Source organism: Actinacidiphila polyblastidii (assembly GCF_036353415.1).
GTDB classification, from domain to species: Bacteria; Actinomycetota; Actinomycetes; order Streptomycetales; family Streptomycetaceae; genus Actinacidiphila; species Actinacidiphila polyblastidii.
This window is the reverse complement of record NZ_JAZEWV010000001.1, coordinates 212,271-227,522: the sequence shown is the minus strand read 5'-3', so window position 1 is coordinate 227,522 and position 15,252 is coordinate 212,271. Positions and strand designations below refer to the sequence as shown.

Annotated in this window: 15 protein-coding genes; 5 read left to right on the top strand and 10 right to left on the bottom strand. The window is 75.9% G+C overall.

What is annotated here, in order from left to right:
• Positions 1-25 precede the first annotated feature (25 nt).
• Genes V2S66_RS00840 through V2S66_RS00830 form a run of 3 tightly spaced genes read right to left on the bottom strand, consistent with a single transcriptional unit; the run spans position 26 to position 1,963 of the window.
• Positions 26-1,042 carry an iron-containing redox enzyme family protein gene (locus V2S66_RS00840; protein WP_330792286.1) on the bottom strand — a complete coding sequence of 339 codons (1,017 nt, stop codon included), beginning with the start codon at positions 1,040-1,042 and terminating at the stop codon, positions 26-28.
• Positions 1,039-1,284, bottom strand: coding sequence for a CDGSH iron-sulfur domain-containing protein (locus tag V2S66_RS00835; RefSeq protein ID WP_330792284.1), 246 nt, complete (start codon positions 1,282-1,284; stop codon positions 1,039-1,041). Before V2S66_RS00835 ends, V2S66_RS00840 begins: the two co-directional genes overlap by 4 nt.
• Positions 1,268-1,963, bottom strand: a complete 696-nt coding sequence (locus tag V2S66_RS00830) for a HemK2/MTQ2 family protein methyltransferase (RefSeq protein ID WP_330792282.1) — start codon at positions 1,961-1,963, stop codon at positions 1,268-1,270. Before V2S66_RS00830 ends, V2S66_RS00835 begins: the two co-directional genes overlap by 17 nt.
• 234 nt (positions 1,964-2,197) lie before the next feature.
• Between V2S66_RS00830 and V2S66_RS00825 the strand changes: the two genes are divergently transcribed.
• Positions 2,198-2,401: a hypothetical protein gene (locus tag V2S66_RS00825; RefSeq protein ID WP_330792280.1), complete on the top strand. Its 204-nt coding sequence runs from the start codon at positions 2,198-2,200 to the stop codon at positions 2,399-2,401.
• A gap of 289 nt (positions 2,402-2,690) precedes the next feature.
• Here the strand turns inward: V2S66_RS00825 and V2S66_RS00820 are convergent, their stop codons facing one another.
• From V2S66_RS00820 to V2S66_RS00800, 5 genes are all read right to left on the bottom strand, one after another.
• Positions 2,691-3,884 carry a carboxylate-amine ligase gene (locus V2S66_RS00820; RefSeq protein WP_330792279.1) on the bottom strand — a complete coding sequence of 398 codons (1,194 nt, stop codon included), beginning with the start codon at positions 3,882-3,884 and terminating at the stop codon, positions 2,691-2,693.
• A 94-nt stretch (positions 3,885-3,978) separates the two neighbouring features.
• On the bottom strand, positions 3,979-4,593 hold the full coding sequence (locus tag V2S66_RS00815) for a DNA polymerase ligase N-terminal domain-containing protein (protein WP_330792278.1): 615 nt from the start codon (positions 4,591-4,593) through the stop codon (positions 3,979-3,981).
• 88 nt (positions 4,594-4,681) lie between these two features.
• Positions 4,682-6,283 carry a phytoene desaturase family protein gene (locus V2S66_RS00810; RefSeq protein WP_330792276.1) on the bottom strand — a complete coding sequence of 534 codons (1,602 nt, stop codon included), beginning with the start codon at positions 6,281-6,283 and terminating at the stop codon, positions 4,682-4,684.
• Positions 6,276-6,812: an SRPBCC family protein gene (locus tag V2S66_RS00805; protein WP_330792274.1), complete on the bottom strand. Its 537-nt coding sequence runs from the start codon at positions 6,810-6,812 to the stop codon at positions 6,276-6,278. The genes V2S66_RS00810 and V2S66_RS00805 overlap by 8 nt, the downstream gene beginning before the upstream one ends.
• An 87-nt stretch (positions 6,813-6,899) precedes the next feature.
• Complete coding sequence (locus V2S66_RS00800) at positions 6,900-9,056, bottom strand: SpoIIE family protein phosphatase (RefSeq protein WP_330792272.1); 2,157 nt, start codon at positions 9,054-9,056, stop codon at positions 6,900-6,902.
• A 299-nt stretch (positions 9,057-9,355) separates the two neighbouring features.
• Between V2S66_RS00800 and V2S66_RS00795 the strand changes: the two genes are divergently transcribed.
• The 3 genes from V2S66_RS00795 (at position 9,356) to V2S66_RS00785 (ending at position 12,017) form a co-directional block, all read left to right on the top strand.
• Positions 9,356-9,679, top strand: a complete 324-nt coding sequence (locus V2S66_RS00795; RefSeq protein ID WP_330792270.1) for a polyprenyl synthetase — start codon at positions 9,356-9,358, stop codon at positions 9,677-9,679.
• A complete protein-coding gene (locus V2S66_RS00790) occupies positions 9,672-10,739 on the top strand; it encodes a polyprenyl synthetase family protein (RefSeq protein ID WP_330792268.1) in 1,068 nt (355 codons plus the stop codon). Before V2S66_RS00795 ends, V2S66_RS00790 begins: the two co-directional genes overlap by 8 nt.
• Before the next feature lie 117 nt (positions 10,740-10,856).
• Positions 10,857-12,017 (top strand): oxygenase MpaB family protein, encoded by a 1,161-nt coding sequence (locus V2S66_RS00785; RefSeq protein WP_330792266.1) that lies wholly within the window; start codon positions 10,857-10,859, stop codon positions 12,015-12,017.
• A 359-nt stretch (positions 12,018-12,376) separates the two neighbouring features.
• Here the strand turns inward: V2S66_RS00785 and sigJ are convergent, their stop codons facing one another.
• A complete protein-coding gene (gene sigJ / locus V2S66_RS00780) occupies positions 12,377-13,309 on the bottom strand; it encodes an RNA polymerase sigma factor SigJ (RefSeq protein WP_330792264.1) in 933 nt (310 codons plus the stop codon).
• Positions 13,310-13,546: 237 nt separating this feature from the next.
• Here sigJ and V2S66_RS00775 point away from each other — a divergent pair, with 237 nt between their 5' ends.
• Entirely contained in the window at positions 13,547-13,933 is a 387-nt protein-coding gene (locus tag V2S66_RS00775) for a DoxX family protein (RefSeq protein ID WP_330792262.1), read from the top strand.
• A gap of 52 nt (positions 13,934-13,985) precedes the next feature.
• On the opposite strand, the gene V2S66_RS00770 is transcribed toward V2S66_RS00775, so the two are convergent.
• The gene (locus V2S66_RS00770; RefSeq protein WP_330792260.1) at positions 13,986-15,152 is read right to left on the bottom strand and encodes a PP2C family protein-serine/threonine phosphatase; all 1,167 of its coding nucleotides are present in this window, start codon (positions 15,150-15,152) and stop codon (positions 13,986-13,988) included.
• Positions 15,153-15,252 lie beyond the last annotated feature (100 nt).

The window sequence follows — 15,252 nt, the reverse complement described above, 5'->3', positions numbered from 1 at the left end:
CGGCGTGCGTGACGGTGCGCGCCGGCTACCGCGGTGCGCGCAGGGCGCTGCGGCCGGTGCGCCACCGGCCGAGGAGGTGTCCGGCGAGCCGTTCCTCCAGGAACACCGTGGCGTCCGCGCCGAAGGCCACGTCCGGCTCCAGGTGCGGTTCGTCGGCCAGCAGGCCGCCGATGACGTCGCGGCGTACGACCTGCTCGTGGACGGCGTCGGCCTCGACGTGCTCGTCGTAGAAGCGCTCGGCGGCCGGTCCCGCACCGGTGCGCCGCATGGCCGCCGCCAGCCGGCGCGAGCCCGGGGAGGAGGTCACCTCGACGCACCCGAAGTGGCCGACCAGGGCGCCGCGCAGCGACCGGTGCAGCCCGAAGAGGGACATCACGGTCACCGGCGCGAGCGCCTCGGCCGGCGCCTGCTCCAGGTAGCGTCCGTAGGCGGTGTCCAGGCCCAGGTCGGCCATCAGGTCGGCGAACAGCCGCGCGTGCACGTTCTCGGCGCGGCCGGCGCCGAACTCGTCGTACTCGATGGCCACCATCGCGGCCTTGGCCCGGCCGCGCAGCCGCGGGATCACCCAGGCGTGCGGGTCGGCCTCCTTGAGGTGGTACAGCGACCGCAGCGCCGCGTACTCGCGGACCTGCGCCAGGTCCCCGTCGTGTTCGAGGTGGTGGGCGACGCTGCCGCGGTGGTCGGTGGACTCGGTGAGCAGGCCGGCGAAGGCGTCTGCGGCGGAGCGCCCGCCCGGCACGTCCCGGCGCAGCGCGGCCAGGAAGCCGTCCTCCAGCACCCGGCGCAGCCGCAGCAGGTCCGGGTCCCACTCGCGGTCGCCCGGCAGGTCGGCGAAACTGCGGTAGTGCAGCTCGTAGAGCACGTACAGCGCCAGCTGCGCGTCCCGCCCGTAGGGGTGCTGCGACGCGGCGTCGCCCACGGCCCCGGGCGCGAGCGGCCCGCCGCCGGCGAGGGCGGCCAGCAGCGCGGCCGACACCGGGCCGTCGGGGCGCGGCAGCGGCGGCGCGACGGGGGTGGCGGTCCCACCGCGGATCGCTGTCATGCCGGGTCGCCTCCCTCGTCGCGCGCCGCCGGGCCCGGCCGGGCGGGCCGCCGGCGGGCGCGGTGGCTGGTGTCGCACCACGGCGCGGTACGGCTGCGGCGGCAGGCGCACAGCGCCACCACGAACCGGTCGCTGCGGTGCACCGATCCGTCGGCGCCGACCACCTCGACCGGCCCCTCGACCAGGATCGGTCCGTCCGGGGTCACCACGACGCGGGTCGGCCGCTCAGCGCCGTTCGGCACGGATGACCACCAGCTCCTCGATCGGCTGCGCCCCGCCGCCCTGCTGCGACGCGAGCCCGCGCGCCTGCAGCCAGGCCAGCCGCCCGGTCAGCACCGGTCCGTACGGCACCAGGGCCCGCTCGGCCACCTCGGCGCTCATCCCGGTGCCGGCCAGCTTGCGCACCGTGGTCTCGGCCCCGCACATGCCCGAGTGCACCATCAGCAGCACCCCGCCGGGGCGCAGCAGCCGCGGCGCGTGGGCCAGCACGCGGTCCACCACGAGGCGGCCGTCGTGCCCGGCGTCCCACGCCCGCGAGGCGCCCCTTGCGGGGGGCCGCCCGGCGGGCGCCGGCACGTAGGGCGGGTTGGTCACCACCAGGTCGAAACCGTCTCGGGAGCCGAGCCGTGCGGCGAGATCGGTGTGCCGGACCCGGATCCGCTGCCCGTGCCGGACCGCGTTCGCCTTGGTGGTCAGCACGGCACGCCAGGACACGTCGGTGGCGGTGACCCGCGCGCCCATCCGGGCCGCCAGCACCGCCAGGGCGCCGCTTCCGGTGCCGATGTCCAGCACGTCGGCTCCGGGCCGGAGGTCTTCGGCGCGCAGCGCGCGGCCGAGCAGGACGGTGTCGCCCTGCGGGTGGTACACCCCTGGCAGTCGCCAGAGTCCCATCCCGGGAACGGTGCGGGTGGCAGTGGTCATGGCGCCCTCCGTAGCCGGTCGGCGACCCGGGGGTTCGGGTGGGCTGCGGGTCGTCTCCCAGCTTCCGCCCGATGCTGCGGCTCCGCCATCCGGGCGGCGCCCCGCACCGGCCCCGGCGCCGCCCCGGCCGCCGTATCGCCCGTGGTGGGCGCGATCCCGCCCCCGGAAGCGGACCGGATCCCGAAGAGGGCGGGCCCACCCGATTGGGGCGGCAGGACCGGGTAGGCGAGGAGCATGACGGGATCGCCGCACACCCACCTGACACCTGACCTGCCGCCCGCCGTGGAGGTCCCGGACCTCCCCGGCGCGCACGACACGTCCGCAGGCGCCAACGCCGAAGGCGACCGCCGGGACCGCCGCAGGAACCGCCCGGGGACGCCTCCCGAGAAGGAGGGACCGTCCGGGAAGGGCGCCGGAGGGAGCAGGAACGGCGCGTAGACGCGCCGCCAAACTCCGTCCGATCCACCGCAGAGGTCCACCGCAGAGGTCCACCGCACAGGTCCGCACACTTCCCCCGCGCATCTCCGCCCGACCCAGATCCGCCCGACCCGCTTCCGCCCGATGTCGAGGGCGCCGTGGCCCCCAGCCGCGCCGACCTCGCGCGGGCGGCGCTTCGCGTGACGGAACGGAGCACGGCCGGCTGGGCGAGCGGCTGCGGCTCTGCGTGCTGGGCGACGACCCGGACGGCGCGGACCGCCGCGTCGGCGGCGCTGCCCGGTCGGTGCGGCTACGCTCCCGCGACGGAGTCGTGCGGCATCGACCCTTCCCGGGCGGGCGCCCCCTGGGCGGGCAGTTCCCGCGCGGAGGCGTCGGCGCTGGGCTCCCGTCCGCCCGGCGCGATGAGGTCGAGCACCGCCTCGATGCCGCCCTCAGCGAGTGCGGCCCGCTGGCGTGCCGCCCCCGTGCCGGCGTCGAGCAGCCGCTGGACGCCCGCCGTCACCCGGTCGAGGTCGCCCAGGTCGTCCAGGGCGGGCGTGAGGCGGTCCAGCAGACTGCCGACCACCTCGGCCGCCGGGGCGGGGGTGCCGCTGCGCGGGTCCACGAGATCGCCGCTCAGACCGTGGCGCGCGGCGTGCCATCCGGCGGCCTCCAGCACGCTGGCCGGCGGGTCCAGCGGCCGCGCGCCGCGGCGGCCCTCGCGCAGCGCGGTCGCGACCATCGCGCGGGAGAGCCCGGCGAGCGTGACAGCGCTCTGCACGTCCAACTGCACGTCGGGAGCGCGCACTTCCAGGGTCGGGTACTCCTCGGAGAGCCGGGCGTGCCAGTACAGCTGGTGCCGGTCGGGAACCACTCCGGTGGCCAGCAGCGCGTCGACCCGCTGCTCGTACTGGGTGGCGTCGGCGAAGAACGGCGGCGCGCCGCTGACCGGCCAGCGGCCGAAGACCACGGTGCGCCAGCTGGCGAAACCGGTGTCGCGGCCGTCCCAGAACGGCGAGTTGGCGCCGAGCGCGACCAGGACCGGCAGCCAGGGCCGCAGCCGGCCGAGCGCGGCGGCGCCCGCCTGCCGGTCGGGCACGGCGACATGGATGTGCATGCCGCAGATCAGCTGCTCGTCCACCAGCCGGCCCGCCTCCGCCCGCATCTCGCGGTAGCGCTGCTTGCCCGTCACCGGCACGGTCGGCCCTGACGGAAGGGGCCCGGCGCCCGCCGAGGCGAGCCGGCAGCCCGCGTGGTGCGCGGCGGCCGCCAGCGCCTGCCGGAACCGGGCCAGGTGCGCGGAGACCTCGTCCAGTCCGGTGCAGACCGGCGTGGCGACCTCCACCTGCGCCTGCAGCAACTCGTCGTCGACCTCGTCCTGTCCCAGCCACGGCTCCTGCGCCGCCGCCGCCATGACCTCGCTCACACGCGGCACCGGCAGACCGGTGCGTTCGTCGAGCAGCAGGTACTCCTCTTCCACCCCGAGGGTGACGGTTGCCGTCATGGGGGACTCCCTACCCCCGATCGGCCCCGCCACGGCGTGCGCGGGGCCGGGCTCCGCCGCGGCGACGCCCCACCGGCCGTCCCAGCCGCCGCCCCTACTCGCGGCCACCGTCGGCCGCCACCTGCCGCAGGGTGTGTCCGCTGCGCGCGGAACGAGCCCGCCGCGGGTCGGGTGCGCCGCCGTGGGAGGCGCGATCGTCGGCGCGCTTGACCAGCAGCCACGCCTCACGGCCGCCGTTGCGGTCCGTGCGCAGCCGCGTGAGGGAGTAGCCGCCGTGCAGCTTGCCGCCGTCGAGCCGGAAGGAGACATGCCCGTGGGCCAACGCCCGTGCGAACGGCACCTGTTCGCCGTGCCGGTCGACCGTGAGGTTGCGGTAGCTGCCCTCGTCCCAGATGATCACCGTGCCGGCCCCGTACTCGCCCCGCGCGATGACCCCCTCGAAGTCCCGGTACTCCAGCGGGTGGTCCTCGGTCGGCATGGCCAGCCGTTTGTCGCGCGGGTCCCCGGAGGGTCCCTTGGGCACCGCCCACGACTTGAGGACCCCGTCCACCTCCAGCCGGAAGTCGAAGTGCATCGCGGTCGCGTCATGGATCTGCACCACGAACACCGGGCGGTCCGCGGCCGGTCCGGTTCCGCCGCCCCGTGGCTCGGCGGTCCGGGAGAAGTCACGCCGGCGCTCGTACGCGGTCAGCGTCCCCTTGTCGGCCATCGCGGCCTCCTTCCTGCGCGTCGTGTCCCTTGCGGGCCTCGTCTGCGGTCGTCTGCGGTCGTGCGGGTTCGCCCGGCCGTCGCGGCCCTCAGTCGCCGCTGAGCGTCCGCTGCAACCGGGTGAGGACCGCGTTGACGGCCGGCAGGCGCAGCGCCGCCCGCGCGGCGTTCGCGCCGGGTGCGCCGTGCACGGCGCCGCCCGGGTGGGCCGAGGCCGACGCCAGGAAGAGGCCGCGGACCGGCGTCTCCGGCCGCCCGGTGCCCGGCACCGGGCGGAACACCAGCTGCTGGTGGATCGCGGTGGTGCCGGCGTTGATCGCGCCGCCCCGCAGGCCGGCGTCGAGCGCCTCCAGGGTGGGCGGCGCCAGAATCCGCCGGCCCCGGATCAGGGCGCGGAAGCCGGGCGCGCATCGCTCGACGCGGGCCTCGACGCGGTCCGCCATCGCCTCCTGCTCACTCTCGTCCCACGCACCGGTCAGGCCGTCCTCGCCCGCGTCGGCCTTGATGTCCTGCGGCACATGCGTGTACGCCCACGCGGACTCCGTCCCGGCGGGGGAGCGGGTGGGATCGGCCGTGGTCATCTGCCCGAAGAGGGCGAACGGCCGGTCGGGGACCTGCCGCATCGCCAGCTGCGCCGCGAACCGGGTCAGGTCGTCCACATCGTCCGCCAGGTGCAGCGTGCCCGCCTGCCGCGCCCCCTGCGCCGTCCAGGGCACCGGCCCGTCCAGCGCCCAGTCGACCTTGAAGGTGGACATGTCCCACTGGAAGCGGCGGATCTGCCGCAGCACGCCGGCCGGCACGTCCTGGGGCCGCAGCAGGCGCTGGTACAGCAGCGGCGCCGGCACCGCCGCGAGGACCGCACGCCGGGCCGGGATCTCCTCGCCGCCCGCCGTGCGCACGGCGACCGCCCGCCCGGAGCGCACCACGACGCCGCGCACGTCCTCGCCGCAGCGGACCGCGCCGCCCCGGCGCCGCAGCCGCCGCACCAGCGCGGCGCTGAGCATGCCCGCGCCGCCCACCGGCACCGGGAACCCGAGGGACTGGCCGAGCATCGACATCAGCCATCCGAAGAGGCCGCTGCCCGCGCTCTCGGGGCCCAGATCCGCGTGCAGCGCGTTGCCGGCCAGCAGCAGCCGGGCCCCCTCGCCGGCGAACTGCTCCTCGCCCATCCGGCGGACCGGCAGCGCCATCATCCGCGCGAACCGCAGGCCGCCCGCCAGGCGCAGCCGGCCGGCCGCCGCGAGGCCGGACCGCACCGGCGGGAACGGCGTGAACAGGCAGCCCAGCAGGTCGGCGCCGACCCGCTCCCACAGCTGCGACCACTCCCGCCACGCCGCGCCGTCCCCGGCGGCGAAGGAGTCCAGGCTGCCGCCGGTCTCGTGCAGGTCGCGGCTGAGCACCGCGCACCGCCCGTCGGGCAGCGGGTGCGCCAGGACCTTCGGCGCGTGGCTCCACCGCAGGCCCTCCTCCTCCAGGGCGAGGGCGGCAAGCACCGGTGAGGCCGCCGCCATGGGATAGAAGGAGCTGAAGAGGTCGGTGACGAACGCCGGGTCGACTCCGCGATCGCTGCGGACGGCGCCGCCCGGCTGGTCCTGGGCCTCCAGCACCTCCACGCTCCAGCCGGCGTCGGCCAGCACGTTCGCGGCGACGAGGCCGTTCGGGCCGGCGCCGATGACGACGGCGTCAGGCATGGCCCACGCCCCGCTTCCCGAAGCCGCGGCGCGCCGCCGTGCGGGCGCGCCCCACCGCGCCGCCGGACGGCGACCGCCGGCCGCTCCGGCCTGCCGCGTCCGCGCCCTCGACCACCTCGGCCAGCCGGCCCAGCATCCGCCGGTGCCGCAGTTGCAGCACCGCGTCGAGGGCGCCGTTGTGGAGTGAGCCGCCGAGCCCGGTCAGCGGGTGCTCGTCCAGGATCACCAGGCTGTCCTCGCCCCAGGGCTTGATCTCGATGTCGACCCTGGCGGTGCCCAGCCGCCCGCTGTCGACTTCCAGGGCGAGCCGGGAGGGCCGGTCCTCCTGCCGTACGACGGTCCTGCCCTCGCCCGTCCACGGGCCGAGCCTGACCGTGTACGCCAGGGTCGACCCCTCAGCCGGCCACTCGCCCTCACCGCCGTGCGAAGCGGACGTGCCGGCCACCCACCGGCCGTAGAGGCCGCGGTCGGCGAGCACGGACCACACCTGGTCGCGAGGGCGCTTGATCAGCTGGTGGCGCACAGCCATGAGGGACCTCCCTCTCCCGTCCGTACCCAGCGGCTCCCCGCACGCCCGAGCCGGAAACATCGGCGCCGGCGTCAGGCGGCGCCGGCGTCACTCCGTGCCGGCGCGCAGCAGCATCACCGCGATGTCGTCCCTGTGGCGCCCGCCGGGCCGGGACCGCCGGACGAGGGTGTCGATGAGGTCGTCCAGGTCGTCCAGGTCCTCCTCGGCGGCCTCAGCCAGGCACCGGGCGAGCATGTCGAGCGAGTCGGAGAAGTCACGGCCCGGCTCCTCGACGAGGCCGTCGGTGTACAGCGCGAGCAGCGCTCCCGGCGAGAAGGCGGCGCTGGTGACCGGGTAGTCGGCGTCCGTGGTGACTCCCAGCAGCGGGCCGGGATCGACCGGCAGGACCTCGGTGCGCCCGCCGGGGCGGCGCAGCAGCGGGGGCGGGTGGCCCGCGCCGGCCACGGCCACCCTGCGGTGGGGCAGGTCGAAGCGGACGCAGAGGCAGGACACCAGCAGTTCGGCCCGGATGTCGGCCAGCAGCCGGTTGGTGCGGTCGAGGACCTCGCCGGGGGTGGCGGCCGCGCTGGAGTGCGCGTGCACCGCGGTGCGGACCTGGCCCATGAGCGCGGCGGCGGCCACGTTGTGTCCCTGCACGTCGCCGATGACCGCCGTGCAGGTGGACGGACCCCGGTAGAGGACGTCGTAGAAGTCGCCGCCGACGTCCATGCCATGGCTCGCCGGCAGGTAGCGGGCGCTGACGCTCAGGCCCTCGATGGCGGGGAGCCCGTGCGGAAGGAGGACCTGCTGGAGCCCCTGGGCGAGGTTCTTCTGGGCGTCGTAGAGACGCGCCCGGTCCAGCGCCTGGGCGACCAGGCCGGCCAGCGAGGTGAGGACCGCCCGCTCGTCCGCGGCGAACGGCCGCGGCAGCGCATAGGACAGCACGCAGCACCCGGTGGGGTGGCCGGAGACGATCAGCGGCAGGAACGCCCACGCCTGCTTGTCGCTCGCCGCGGGCGCCAGCGGGTGGGTGCGCGCCATGTCCTGGGGGCTGTCGAAGAACAGCGGCACACCGGCGGAGAGCACCTGACCGGCCGGGGTGCGGGCGGTGTCCACCGCGAGCCCCTCCACCCGCTCCACCACCGACGCCTCGTACCCGCGGGAGCCCACCACGTGCAACCGGCCGCCGTCCACGGTGGCCAGCATCAGTCCCTGGGCGCCGAAGGCGGGCATGATCTGGTCGGCGATCAGGTCGACCACGTCCTCCACCCCCGCGGTCTCGGTGAGGGCGGCGGCCAGGTGCATCACCTGGTAGAGGCGGCCGGCCCCGCCGGCCACCCTGCCCGCGGACGGCGGCGCGGACGGAGGAGCGGGCGACCGCTCGCGCGGCGCGCCGGCGATCGGCGCGCGCGTGATCCGCACGCTGATCCCGCTGTCGTCCGGATGCAGCTCGAAGCACAGCCACCGGTCGGGCGGGCGGAGGGCCAGATACGAGCAGGGCTCCCGGCTGATGACGGCGCTGCGGTAGTGGTCCTCGTAGGCCGGGTCGTCCAGCCACGGCAGGGACTGCCACGGCAGGGTGCCCAGCAGCCGGTCGGCGCCGAGGCCCAGCAGCTCCGCGGCCCCGCCGGTGACGAAGGTGACGCGCCCCTCCAGGTCCAGGGACACGCTCCCGCCGGGCAGCCGTTCGGCGAAGTCCTCCGCCGCGCGCCCGGCCGGCCGCCGCGCTGCGGGCAGTGTCACCACGCGCGGGCGCTGCGCGAAGGCCGGCGTCCCGGCGGGCCGGCCCGCCGTCCACCGCGCCGCGTGCTCCTCCAGCAGCCGTGCCACACGGCGGCCGCCGGCGGTGATGTGGCCGCGCTGGCGGGCGGTGAGCAGGGGCGGATGGGCGGAGGGCCAGAGCAGCAGCAGCGCGCCCCAGCAGCCGTCCTTTCCGCCGATGGGGGTGGCCGCCAGCGCGAACCGGTACGGCAGCGCCACCGCGGTGCGCGGGTAGCGCCGCACCAGATCCTCCTGCGAGCCCACCCAGACCAGCCGGTCCTCGCGCACGGCGTCCGACACCGGCACGGGCGCCGCCAGCGCCACCCGGTTCCACGGGGCGAAGAACTCGGGAGGGATGCCGCACATCACCGAGAGCCGCAGGACGGGTTCCGCGTCCGACAGCAGGTAGATGGCGCCCACGGACGCGCCGGTGCGCCGGACCGCGTCCGCCACCGCGCCGTCCAGCACCTCCGCCGCGTCGGGGCCCGCGCCAGACAGGGTCATCGGGCGCCTGACTCCGCGCTTCGGCGCACCCCGCCGCGGATCGGCTGCCCGGCCCGACGACGGCGCCGCCGCGCGCCATGCCCGGTCGCATCGCGGAGCAAAAGGTACATAAGTAAACTTTACGTCGGACCTGTGGCGCACGGGTCGGCGCGGGCTGCCCCGTACGCGGTCCGCACAGCCGAACGAGGACTCACTCGATGGTGAGTTCCGCGGTCCCGCGTGTCCGGTGTGACGCGATGCTCGCAAGGGCGGCGCACGACCGGCGCTGCCCCGGATGTGCGACGGGTGGGGGAGACGGCATGTCGCAGCAGGCGGGACGGCGGGCGGGCCTGGACGGTCAGGCGGTGCTGCTGGTGGCGGGGCTGGCCGATCTGGCGGCGACCACTCTGGGGTCGGGCCTGGCGACGGTCAGATGGCTGCTGCGCCGGTCCGACGCCGCGGACCTGGCGGCGGACGCGGAACAGGACCTCGTCGCGCGCGGCCGCCTCGCGCTCGACCGCTACGCGGCCGTCCCCCCGGCCCACCTGGAGATCCTCGCCCGGCACGCCCGCACCCAGCAGCCCCCGGCCGGGCAGTCCTCCTCCCGGACGGGCGCGCCCCGGAAGGGCGCGGACGATGTCTGACCGGTGGGACCCGGCCGCGTTCAAGAGCCGCGTCGACGAGGTGCTGCGCGCCTACGTCGCCGCGGAGGCCGGTGAGTTCACGGCGGTCGACCCCAGCCTGGGCCCGGTGGCCGAGCAGTTACGGGCGGCGGTCGCCGAAGGCAAGCGGCTGCGGGCGGCGTTCTGCTACTGGGGCTGGCGCGCGGTGGGACAGCCGGACGGCGACGCGCTGCTGCGCGCGGCGGCCGCCATGGAACTCGTGCACGCCGCCGCGGTCGTGCACGACGACCTCATCGACGACAGCCCGCTGCGGCACGGGCGGCCCACGGCGCACGTCGCCCTGCGCGGCGTCGTACGCGGCGCCCTGCGCGGCCGCCTGCGGACGGCCGCTGCGCGGTCCCTGGCGATGCTGGTGGGAGACCTCCTGATGTCGCTGGCCGGGCAGCTCTTCGCCACCAGCGGCCTGCCCGCCGCGTACCTGGCACGGGCGCGTCCGCTGTGGTCGGCGATGGCGCGGGACCTGATCGCGGGGGAGTGCCTGGAGATCCTGCGCAGCGGGGCCGTCGCGGACGCGGACACCACGGCCGCGCTGAAGGTGATCCGCTACAAGACCGCCAAGTACACCGTCGAGCAGCCCCTGCTGATCGGCGGCGCCCTGGCCGGGGCCGGCGCGCCCCTGCGCGAGGGCTTTCGCGCGTACGGGCTGCCGCTCGGCGAGGCGTTCCAGCTGCGCGACGACCTGCTCGGCCTGTTCGGGGACCCGCGGCGCACCGGCAAGGCCAACGCCGACGACGTGCGCGCCCAGCGGCCGACGGTGCTGCTGGCGGAGACCTGGCGGCTGGCCGGCGACCAGGAGCGGGAGCGCCTGCGCGAACTCCTCGGCAGAAAGGACCTGGACGCCGAGGGCCTCGACACGGTCCGCGAGACGATGCGGCGGGCCGGCGCTCCCGACCGGGTGGAGGACATGATCCGCGCGCGCGTCGAGGCGGCGACCGGGGCGCTCCACGGGCTGGCGCTGCCGGCGCACGCCGCCACGGCCCTGACCGCCCTGGCGCACTCCGCGGCGGTCCGCGCGTCGTGACCCGCGCGGCGCGCCGGCGCCCACCCGTGCCCACCGCGCCCACCCCCACGGCCTCGCCACGCCCCTTCGGCCGCCCGCCCCTCCGCCCCTCGCACCGGACGACAAGGAGCCCTGCCCATGACCCGCACCGAGGCATCGATGAACGCCCTGCGCCGCTGCGGTGACGAACTCGCCGACGCCACCGTCGCCGCGCTCTTCGCGCGCGGGGACGTCGGCAGGCTCAACGGCCTGATGCGCTACGTCTCCACGGCCGGCGCCCCGCTGCCGGACGGACTGCCCGACGTCGCCAGGGAGTACTTGGAGGCCACCAGCGCGCCCCCGGCGTGGGTCGACTGGGGGCGGATGGAACAGGCCCGGCTGTTCTTCATCGACAACAACGTGCACATCTCCACCGCGCTGTCCTTCGCCTCCATGCCCGCCTGCTACCTCGTGCCGCACGTCGCGAAGCTGCTGGCGACCACCCACGGCCTGGACTACCCCTCCCAACGGATGGCGGAGACCGGCCAGTTCACCGTCCACCTGATGCAGCCCGACGCCTTCGAGGCCGGCAGCCGCTTCATCCCCGCGGCCCAGAAGGTCCGCCTCCTGCACGCCGCCATCCGCCACCACCTCACCCGCGAGGAGCGCTGGGACACCGAGGCGCTGGGAACGCCGATCTGCCAGGAGGACATGATCGGCGGGCAGATGTTCTTCTCGATCCTGGTGCTGGACAGCCTGCACCGCCTCGGCGTCCACATGTCCCAGGAGGGCGCGGACGCCTACTACTACGCGTGGCGCGTCGTCGGCGCGATGCTCGGCGTCGACCAGGACGCGGTCCCGGCGACCCTCGAAGAGGCCCGCGCGTTCCTCGACCTGTACATGGTCCGGCACATGGGCCCGTCCGAGGACGGCACGCTGCTCACCCGCCAACTCATCGACCTGTACGAGGAGGTGGTGCCCGGCACCTTCTTCGACCCGGTCGTCTCCGCCCTGATCCGCCACCTCGTCGGCGACACCTGCGCCGACTGGCTCAAGGTGCCGCACACCCCGTGGGACACCGTCGTCAAGGCGGTCCCGCACCTCCTCGGCGTGCTCGAGACCATCGAGGACCGCTCCCCGCTCGGCGCCTGGGCGCTGGACCGGCTCGGCCACCTCACCGCCGTCCTCGAACTCTCCTCCCTCACCCGCGGCCGTGTCATGCACTACGCCATCCCCGAGCAGCTCAAGAAGGACTACGGGGTGGCCGGCGCGGTGCCTCCGGGCCGCCGGTGGACCCCGCCGGCCGCCACCTACTCCTGACCGGCGCGCGTCGGGTGGGGGTGGGGCCGGGCCGCGGTGTCCCCGCTCGGCGGCCGGCGCTGTCGGAGCCCTCCGTCAGGGTCTGCGGTCATGACCGAGACCACCGGGGAAGCGCGGCCGGAACCGCCACGTCGCCCGGCTGTGGCCGGCCGCCCCCGTCGGCGCTCCCTGGGACGCCGTGGACCGGGACGGCGAACCCGACTGGGACCACCGCTCCGCCGTCGAGGACACCCCCGAGCAACTGCGCGCCCTGTGGCGGGAGTCCGTCGCCCGCTCGCGGGCGGTCGCCGACGAGGCACCGGGCGCGGGCGGGCTGGAGCAGCCCGGCGCCTTCACCACCGCCGCACTGACCGGGGACGTCACCGCTCAGGCAGCAGCGCGACGTCGGACACCGCGCCCAGATGGCCGAGCTTGTCGGGGTTCGACACCGAGAGGACCGCCCGGATCGCGCCGTCGGCGATGTCCAGTGCGAGCACACCTGCCACCCGGCCCCTTTCGTCGCAGAGCACGGCGCCCGGCCGGCCGTTGACCGTGGCCGGCCGCAGCGCGATGCCCAGCCTGCCGGTCCTGCGGAACCCGCCGACGAGCAACTGCGCCACGCCCCGCAGGCCGCTCACCGCCCTCCCGATCGCGCGTGCCCTGCCGCCGCCGTCGCCGTGGAACACGACGTCCGGCGCGAGCATGTCGAGCAGCGCGTCCATGTCGCCGCCCGCGGCTGCCTGGAAGAACCGGCGGGCGAGCGCGTCGCCCGCCGCGCGCCGCGCCGCGCTCGGCGGCCGGTCGGCCGGCTGCCTCGCGGGGCCGACGCGCTTTCTGGCCCGGGCCAGGATCTGCCGGCAGTTGGCCTCGGACTTGCCGACGGCCCTCGCCACGTCCGGGTAGCCGTACCCGAAGGCCTCGCGCAGCAGGAACACCGCACGCTCGGTGGGCGACAGGGCCTCCAGCAGGACCAGGAACGCCATCGACAGCGAGTCGGCCAGCTCCGCGTACTCGGCCGGCCCCGGCCGGTCGGCGGAGACGACGACCGGCTCGGGCAGCCAGTCGCCCACGTAGGTCTCCCGCCGCACCCGCGCCGACCTGAGGTGGTTGATCCCCAGCCGGGTCACCGCGGTGGCCAGGTACGCCTTGAGGTCGGTGATCGCGGTGCCCGCCCGCTCCGCCCTGGTCAGTGCGAGAAAGGCGTCCTGGACGATGTCCTCGGCGTCGCCGACGGAACCGGTCATCCCGTAGGCGATGGAGAACAGCAGCGGCCGGTACCCGACCGCCTCCCGTGCGACTGCCGCTCCCGGCATGGAAACCCTCCCTCAACCGCCCAGCAGGCTATCCGAGCCGCCCGTCCTCGGCGCCCGGCCGTCGCCGCGCGCCCGGCCTGCGACCGGGAGACGCACGTCACACCCGCGGGTGTCACAGATCGCCGGGTCGCGGTGTCTCAGAGGGACGGCACGACATCGGTGACCGGCAGCCCGCCGTGCACCCGCACACCCGTCATTCGTCCCCACACATCCGCACACCCGCAAGGGAGAACGATCATGAATCTCGCGCTGTGGATCGTCGCCGGCCTGCTGGCCGCCGCCTACCTGCTCGGCGGCGCCTTCAAGGTGGTCACACCCAAGGAGAGGATCGCCGCCTTCGGGCACAGCGCCCAGTGGGTGGAGGACTTCGGCGCCGGCGGCGTCAAGGCCATCGGCGCCCTGGAGGTGCTGGGCGCGATCGGCCTGATCCTGCCCGCCGTGCTCGACACCGCCCCGGTCCTGGTGCCGCTGGCCGCCCTCGGCCTGGTGGCGGTCATGGTGGGGGCGGCGATCACCAGAATCCGGCGCCACGAGCTCACCCTCATGCTGGTCGACCTGGCCTACCTGGCCCTCGCCGCCCTCGTGGCGTGGGGCCGCTTGGGCCCCGAGTCCTTCGTGCACTGACCGGGCCGGGTCGGCCGTCCGCATCGCCGCCGCCCGCGGACGGCCGACGGCCTCACGCCCGGCGTGCCCGCCGCCCCGGGGCCGCCCGGTCGGCGGGCTCGCGCCGCAGCGCGACCAGCGCCATGTCGTCGTCGCGGCGGCCCGCCACGTGCGCCAGCACGTCATGGGTCAGGGACTCCACGAGCGCGTCGGGACGGCGCCGCGCGGCGTGCGCCTCGGCCCTCTCCCGCAGCGGGAAGAAGCGGCCGTCCGCGTCGCGGGCCTCGGTGACCCCGTCGGTGTAGAGCAGGAGCCGGTCGCCGGGGGCGAAGTCGAAGGTGGCGGGGGTGTACGGGCCGTCGGCCAGCGCCCCGAGACCCAGCGGCGGGGAGGTCTGCTCGACCTCCAGGAACTGCGCGCCGCCGTCGCGGATCCGCAGCGGCGGCAGATGGCCGCAGCTGACCACGCGCACGTACGGCTCGTCGTCGGGGATCTCGACGACGGCCGCGGTGGCGAACCGCTCCCCGACGCCGTCGCCCGGCTGCTCGTCGAGCTGCTCCGCCAGCCCCCAGCGCACGCTGGCCTCCAGGTCCGCGACCAGTTCCGGCAGCGGCTCCTGGCGGTGGGCGATCGCCCGGAAGGCGCCGAGTACGGTCTCGGTCCCGCTCAGGGAGTCCAGGCCGTGGCCGCGGACGTCGCCGATGAGCACCCGGGTGGCGTGCGCGGTGCGGGCGACGGCGTACAGGTCCCCGCCGACGCTCGTGCCGACCTCGGCCGCCCGGTACTCGGCGGCCAGCGACAGCGGCCCCGCCCGGTGGGGCAGGGCGCGCAGCACCACGTTCTGGGCGGTGTCCGAGACCCGGCGCAGCCGCTCCAGCTCCCGCCGGCGCCGCTCCTGGAGTCCGCCGAAGAACACCAGCAGCCCGGAGAGCGCAACCAGCGACCCCAGCTGCACCAGCACGTTCTCGGTGCTGAGCATGTGCCGCTCCGCGCCCGCCGCGATCAGCGCGACCACCGCCAGGAGGGCCGCCAGCGCGCCCCTGCGCGGCCCGCAGAAGGCCGCGACCAGGGCGACCGGCACGACCAGGATGTGGGCCAGATGGATCGTGGGGGAGGTGAAGAGGTCGGCGACCGGCACTGCGACGATCAGAGCGGCCGAGAGGAGGAAGACGCCGATGCCCGCCTGGGTCTTCTCGGACGTCCGCCGGCCGGCGGACAGGAGGAAGGGCGAGTGGCTCATCCGGCGCTCCGTTCCGTCACGGCGTCATATCGCCGATGACGTTTTTGTCCCGCTTTGGGTAGGAGAGCGCGGACAGTGCGCCTTTTGTTCCGGCCGCCGC

Coding starts and splice junctions, on each gene's coding strand:
- V2S66_RS00840 (WP_330792286.1), bottom strand. CDS start 1,042: ATGACAGCGATCCGCGGTGGGACCGCCACCCCCGTCGCGCCGCCGCTG.
- V2S66_RS00830 (WP_330792282.1), bottom strand. CDS start 1,963: ATGACCACTGCCACCCGCACCGTTCCCGGGATGGGACTCTGGCGACTG.
- V2S66_RS00825 (WP_330792280.1), top strand. CDS start 2,198: ATGACGGGATCGCCGCACACCCACCTGACACCTGACCTGCCGCCCGCC.
- V2S66_RS00820 (WP_330792279.1), bottom strand. CDS start 3,884: ATGACGGCAACCGTCACCCTCGGGGTGGAAGAGGAGTACCTGCTGCTC.
- V2S66_RS00815 (WP_330792278.1), bottom strand. CDS start 4,593: ATGGCCGACAAGGGGACGCTGACCGCGTACGAGCGCCGGCGTGACTTC.
- V2S66_RS00810 (WP_330792276.1), bottom strand. CDS start 6,283: ATGCCTGACGCCGTCGTCATCGGCGCCGGCCCGAACGGCCTCGTCGCC.
- V2S66_RS00805 (WP_330792274.1), bottom strand. CDS start 6,812: ATGGCTGTGCGCCACCAGCTGATCAAGCGCCCTCGCGACCAGGTGTGG.
- V2S66_RS00800 (WP_330792272.1), bottom strand. CDS start 9,056: ATGACCCTGTCTGGCGCGGGCCCCGACGCGGCGGAGGTGCTGGACGGC.
- V2S66_RS00795 (WP_330792270.1), top strand. CDS start 9,356: ATGTCGCAGCAGGCGGGACGGCGGGCGGGCCTGGACGGTCAGGCGGTG.
- V2S66_RS00790 (WP_330792268.1), top strand. CDS start 9,672: ATGTCTGACCGGTGGGACCCGGCCGCGTTCAAGAGCCGCGTCGACGAG.
- V2S66_RS00785 (WP_330792266.1), top strand. CDS start 10,857: ATGACCCGCACCGAGGCATCGATGAACGCCCTGCGCCGCTGCGGTGAC.
- sigJ (WP_330792264.1), bottom strand. CDS start 13,309: ATGCCGGGAGCGGCAGTCGCACGGGAGGCGGTCGGGTACCGGCCGCTG.
- V2S66_RS00775 (WP_330792262.1), top strand. CDS start 13,547: ATGAATCTCGCGCTGTGGATCGTCGCCGGCCTGCTGGCCGCCGCCTAC.
- V2S66_RS00770 (WP_330792260.1), bottom strand. CDS start 15,152: ATGAGCCACTCGCCCTTCCTCCTGTCCGCCGGCCGGCGGACGTCCGAG.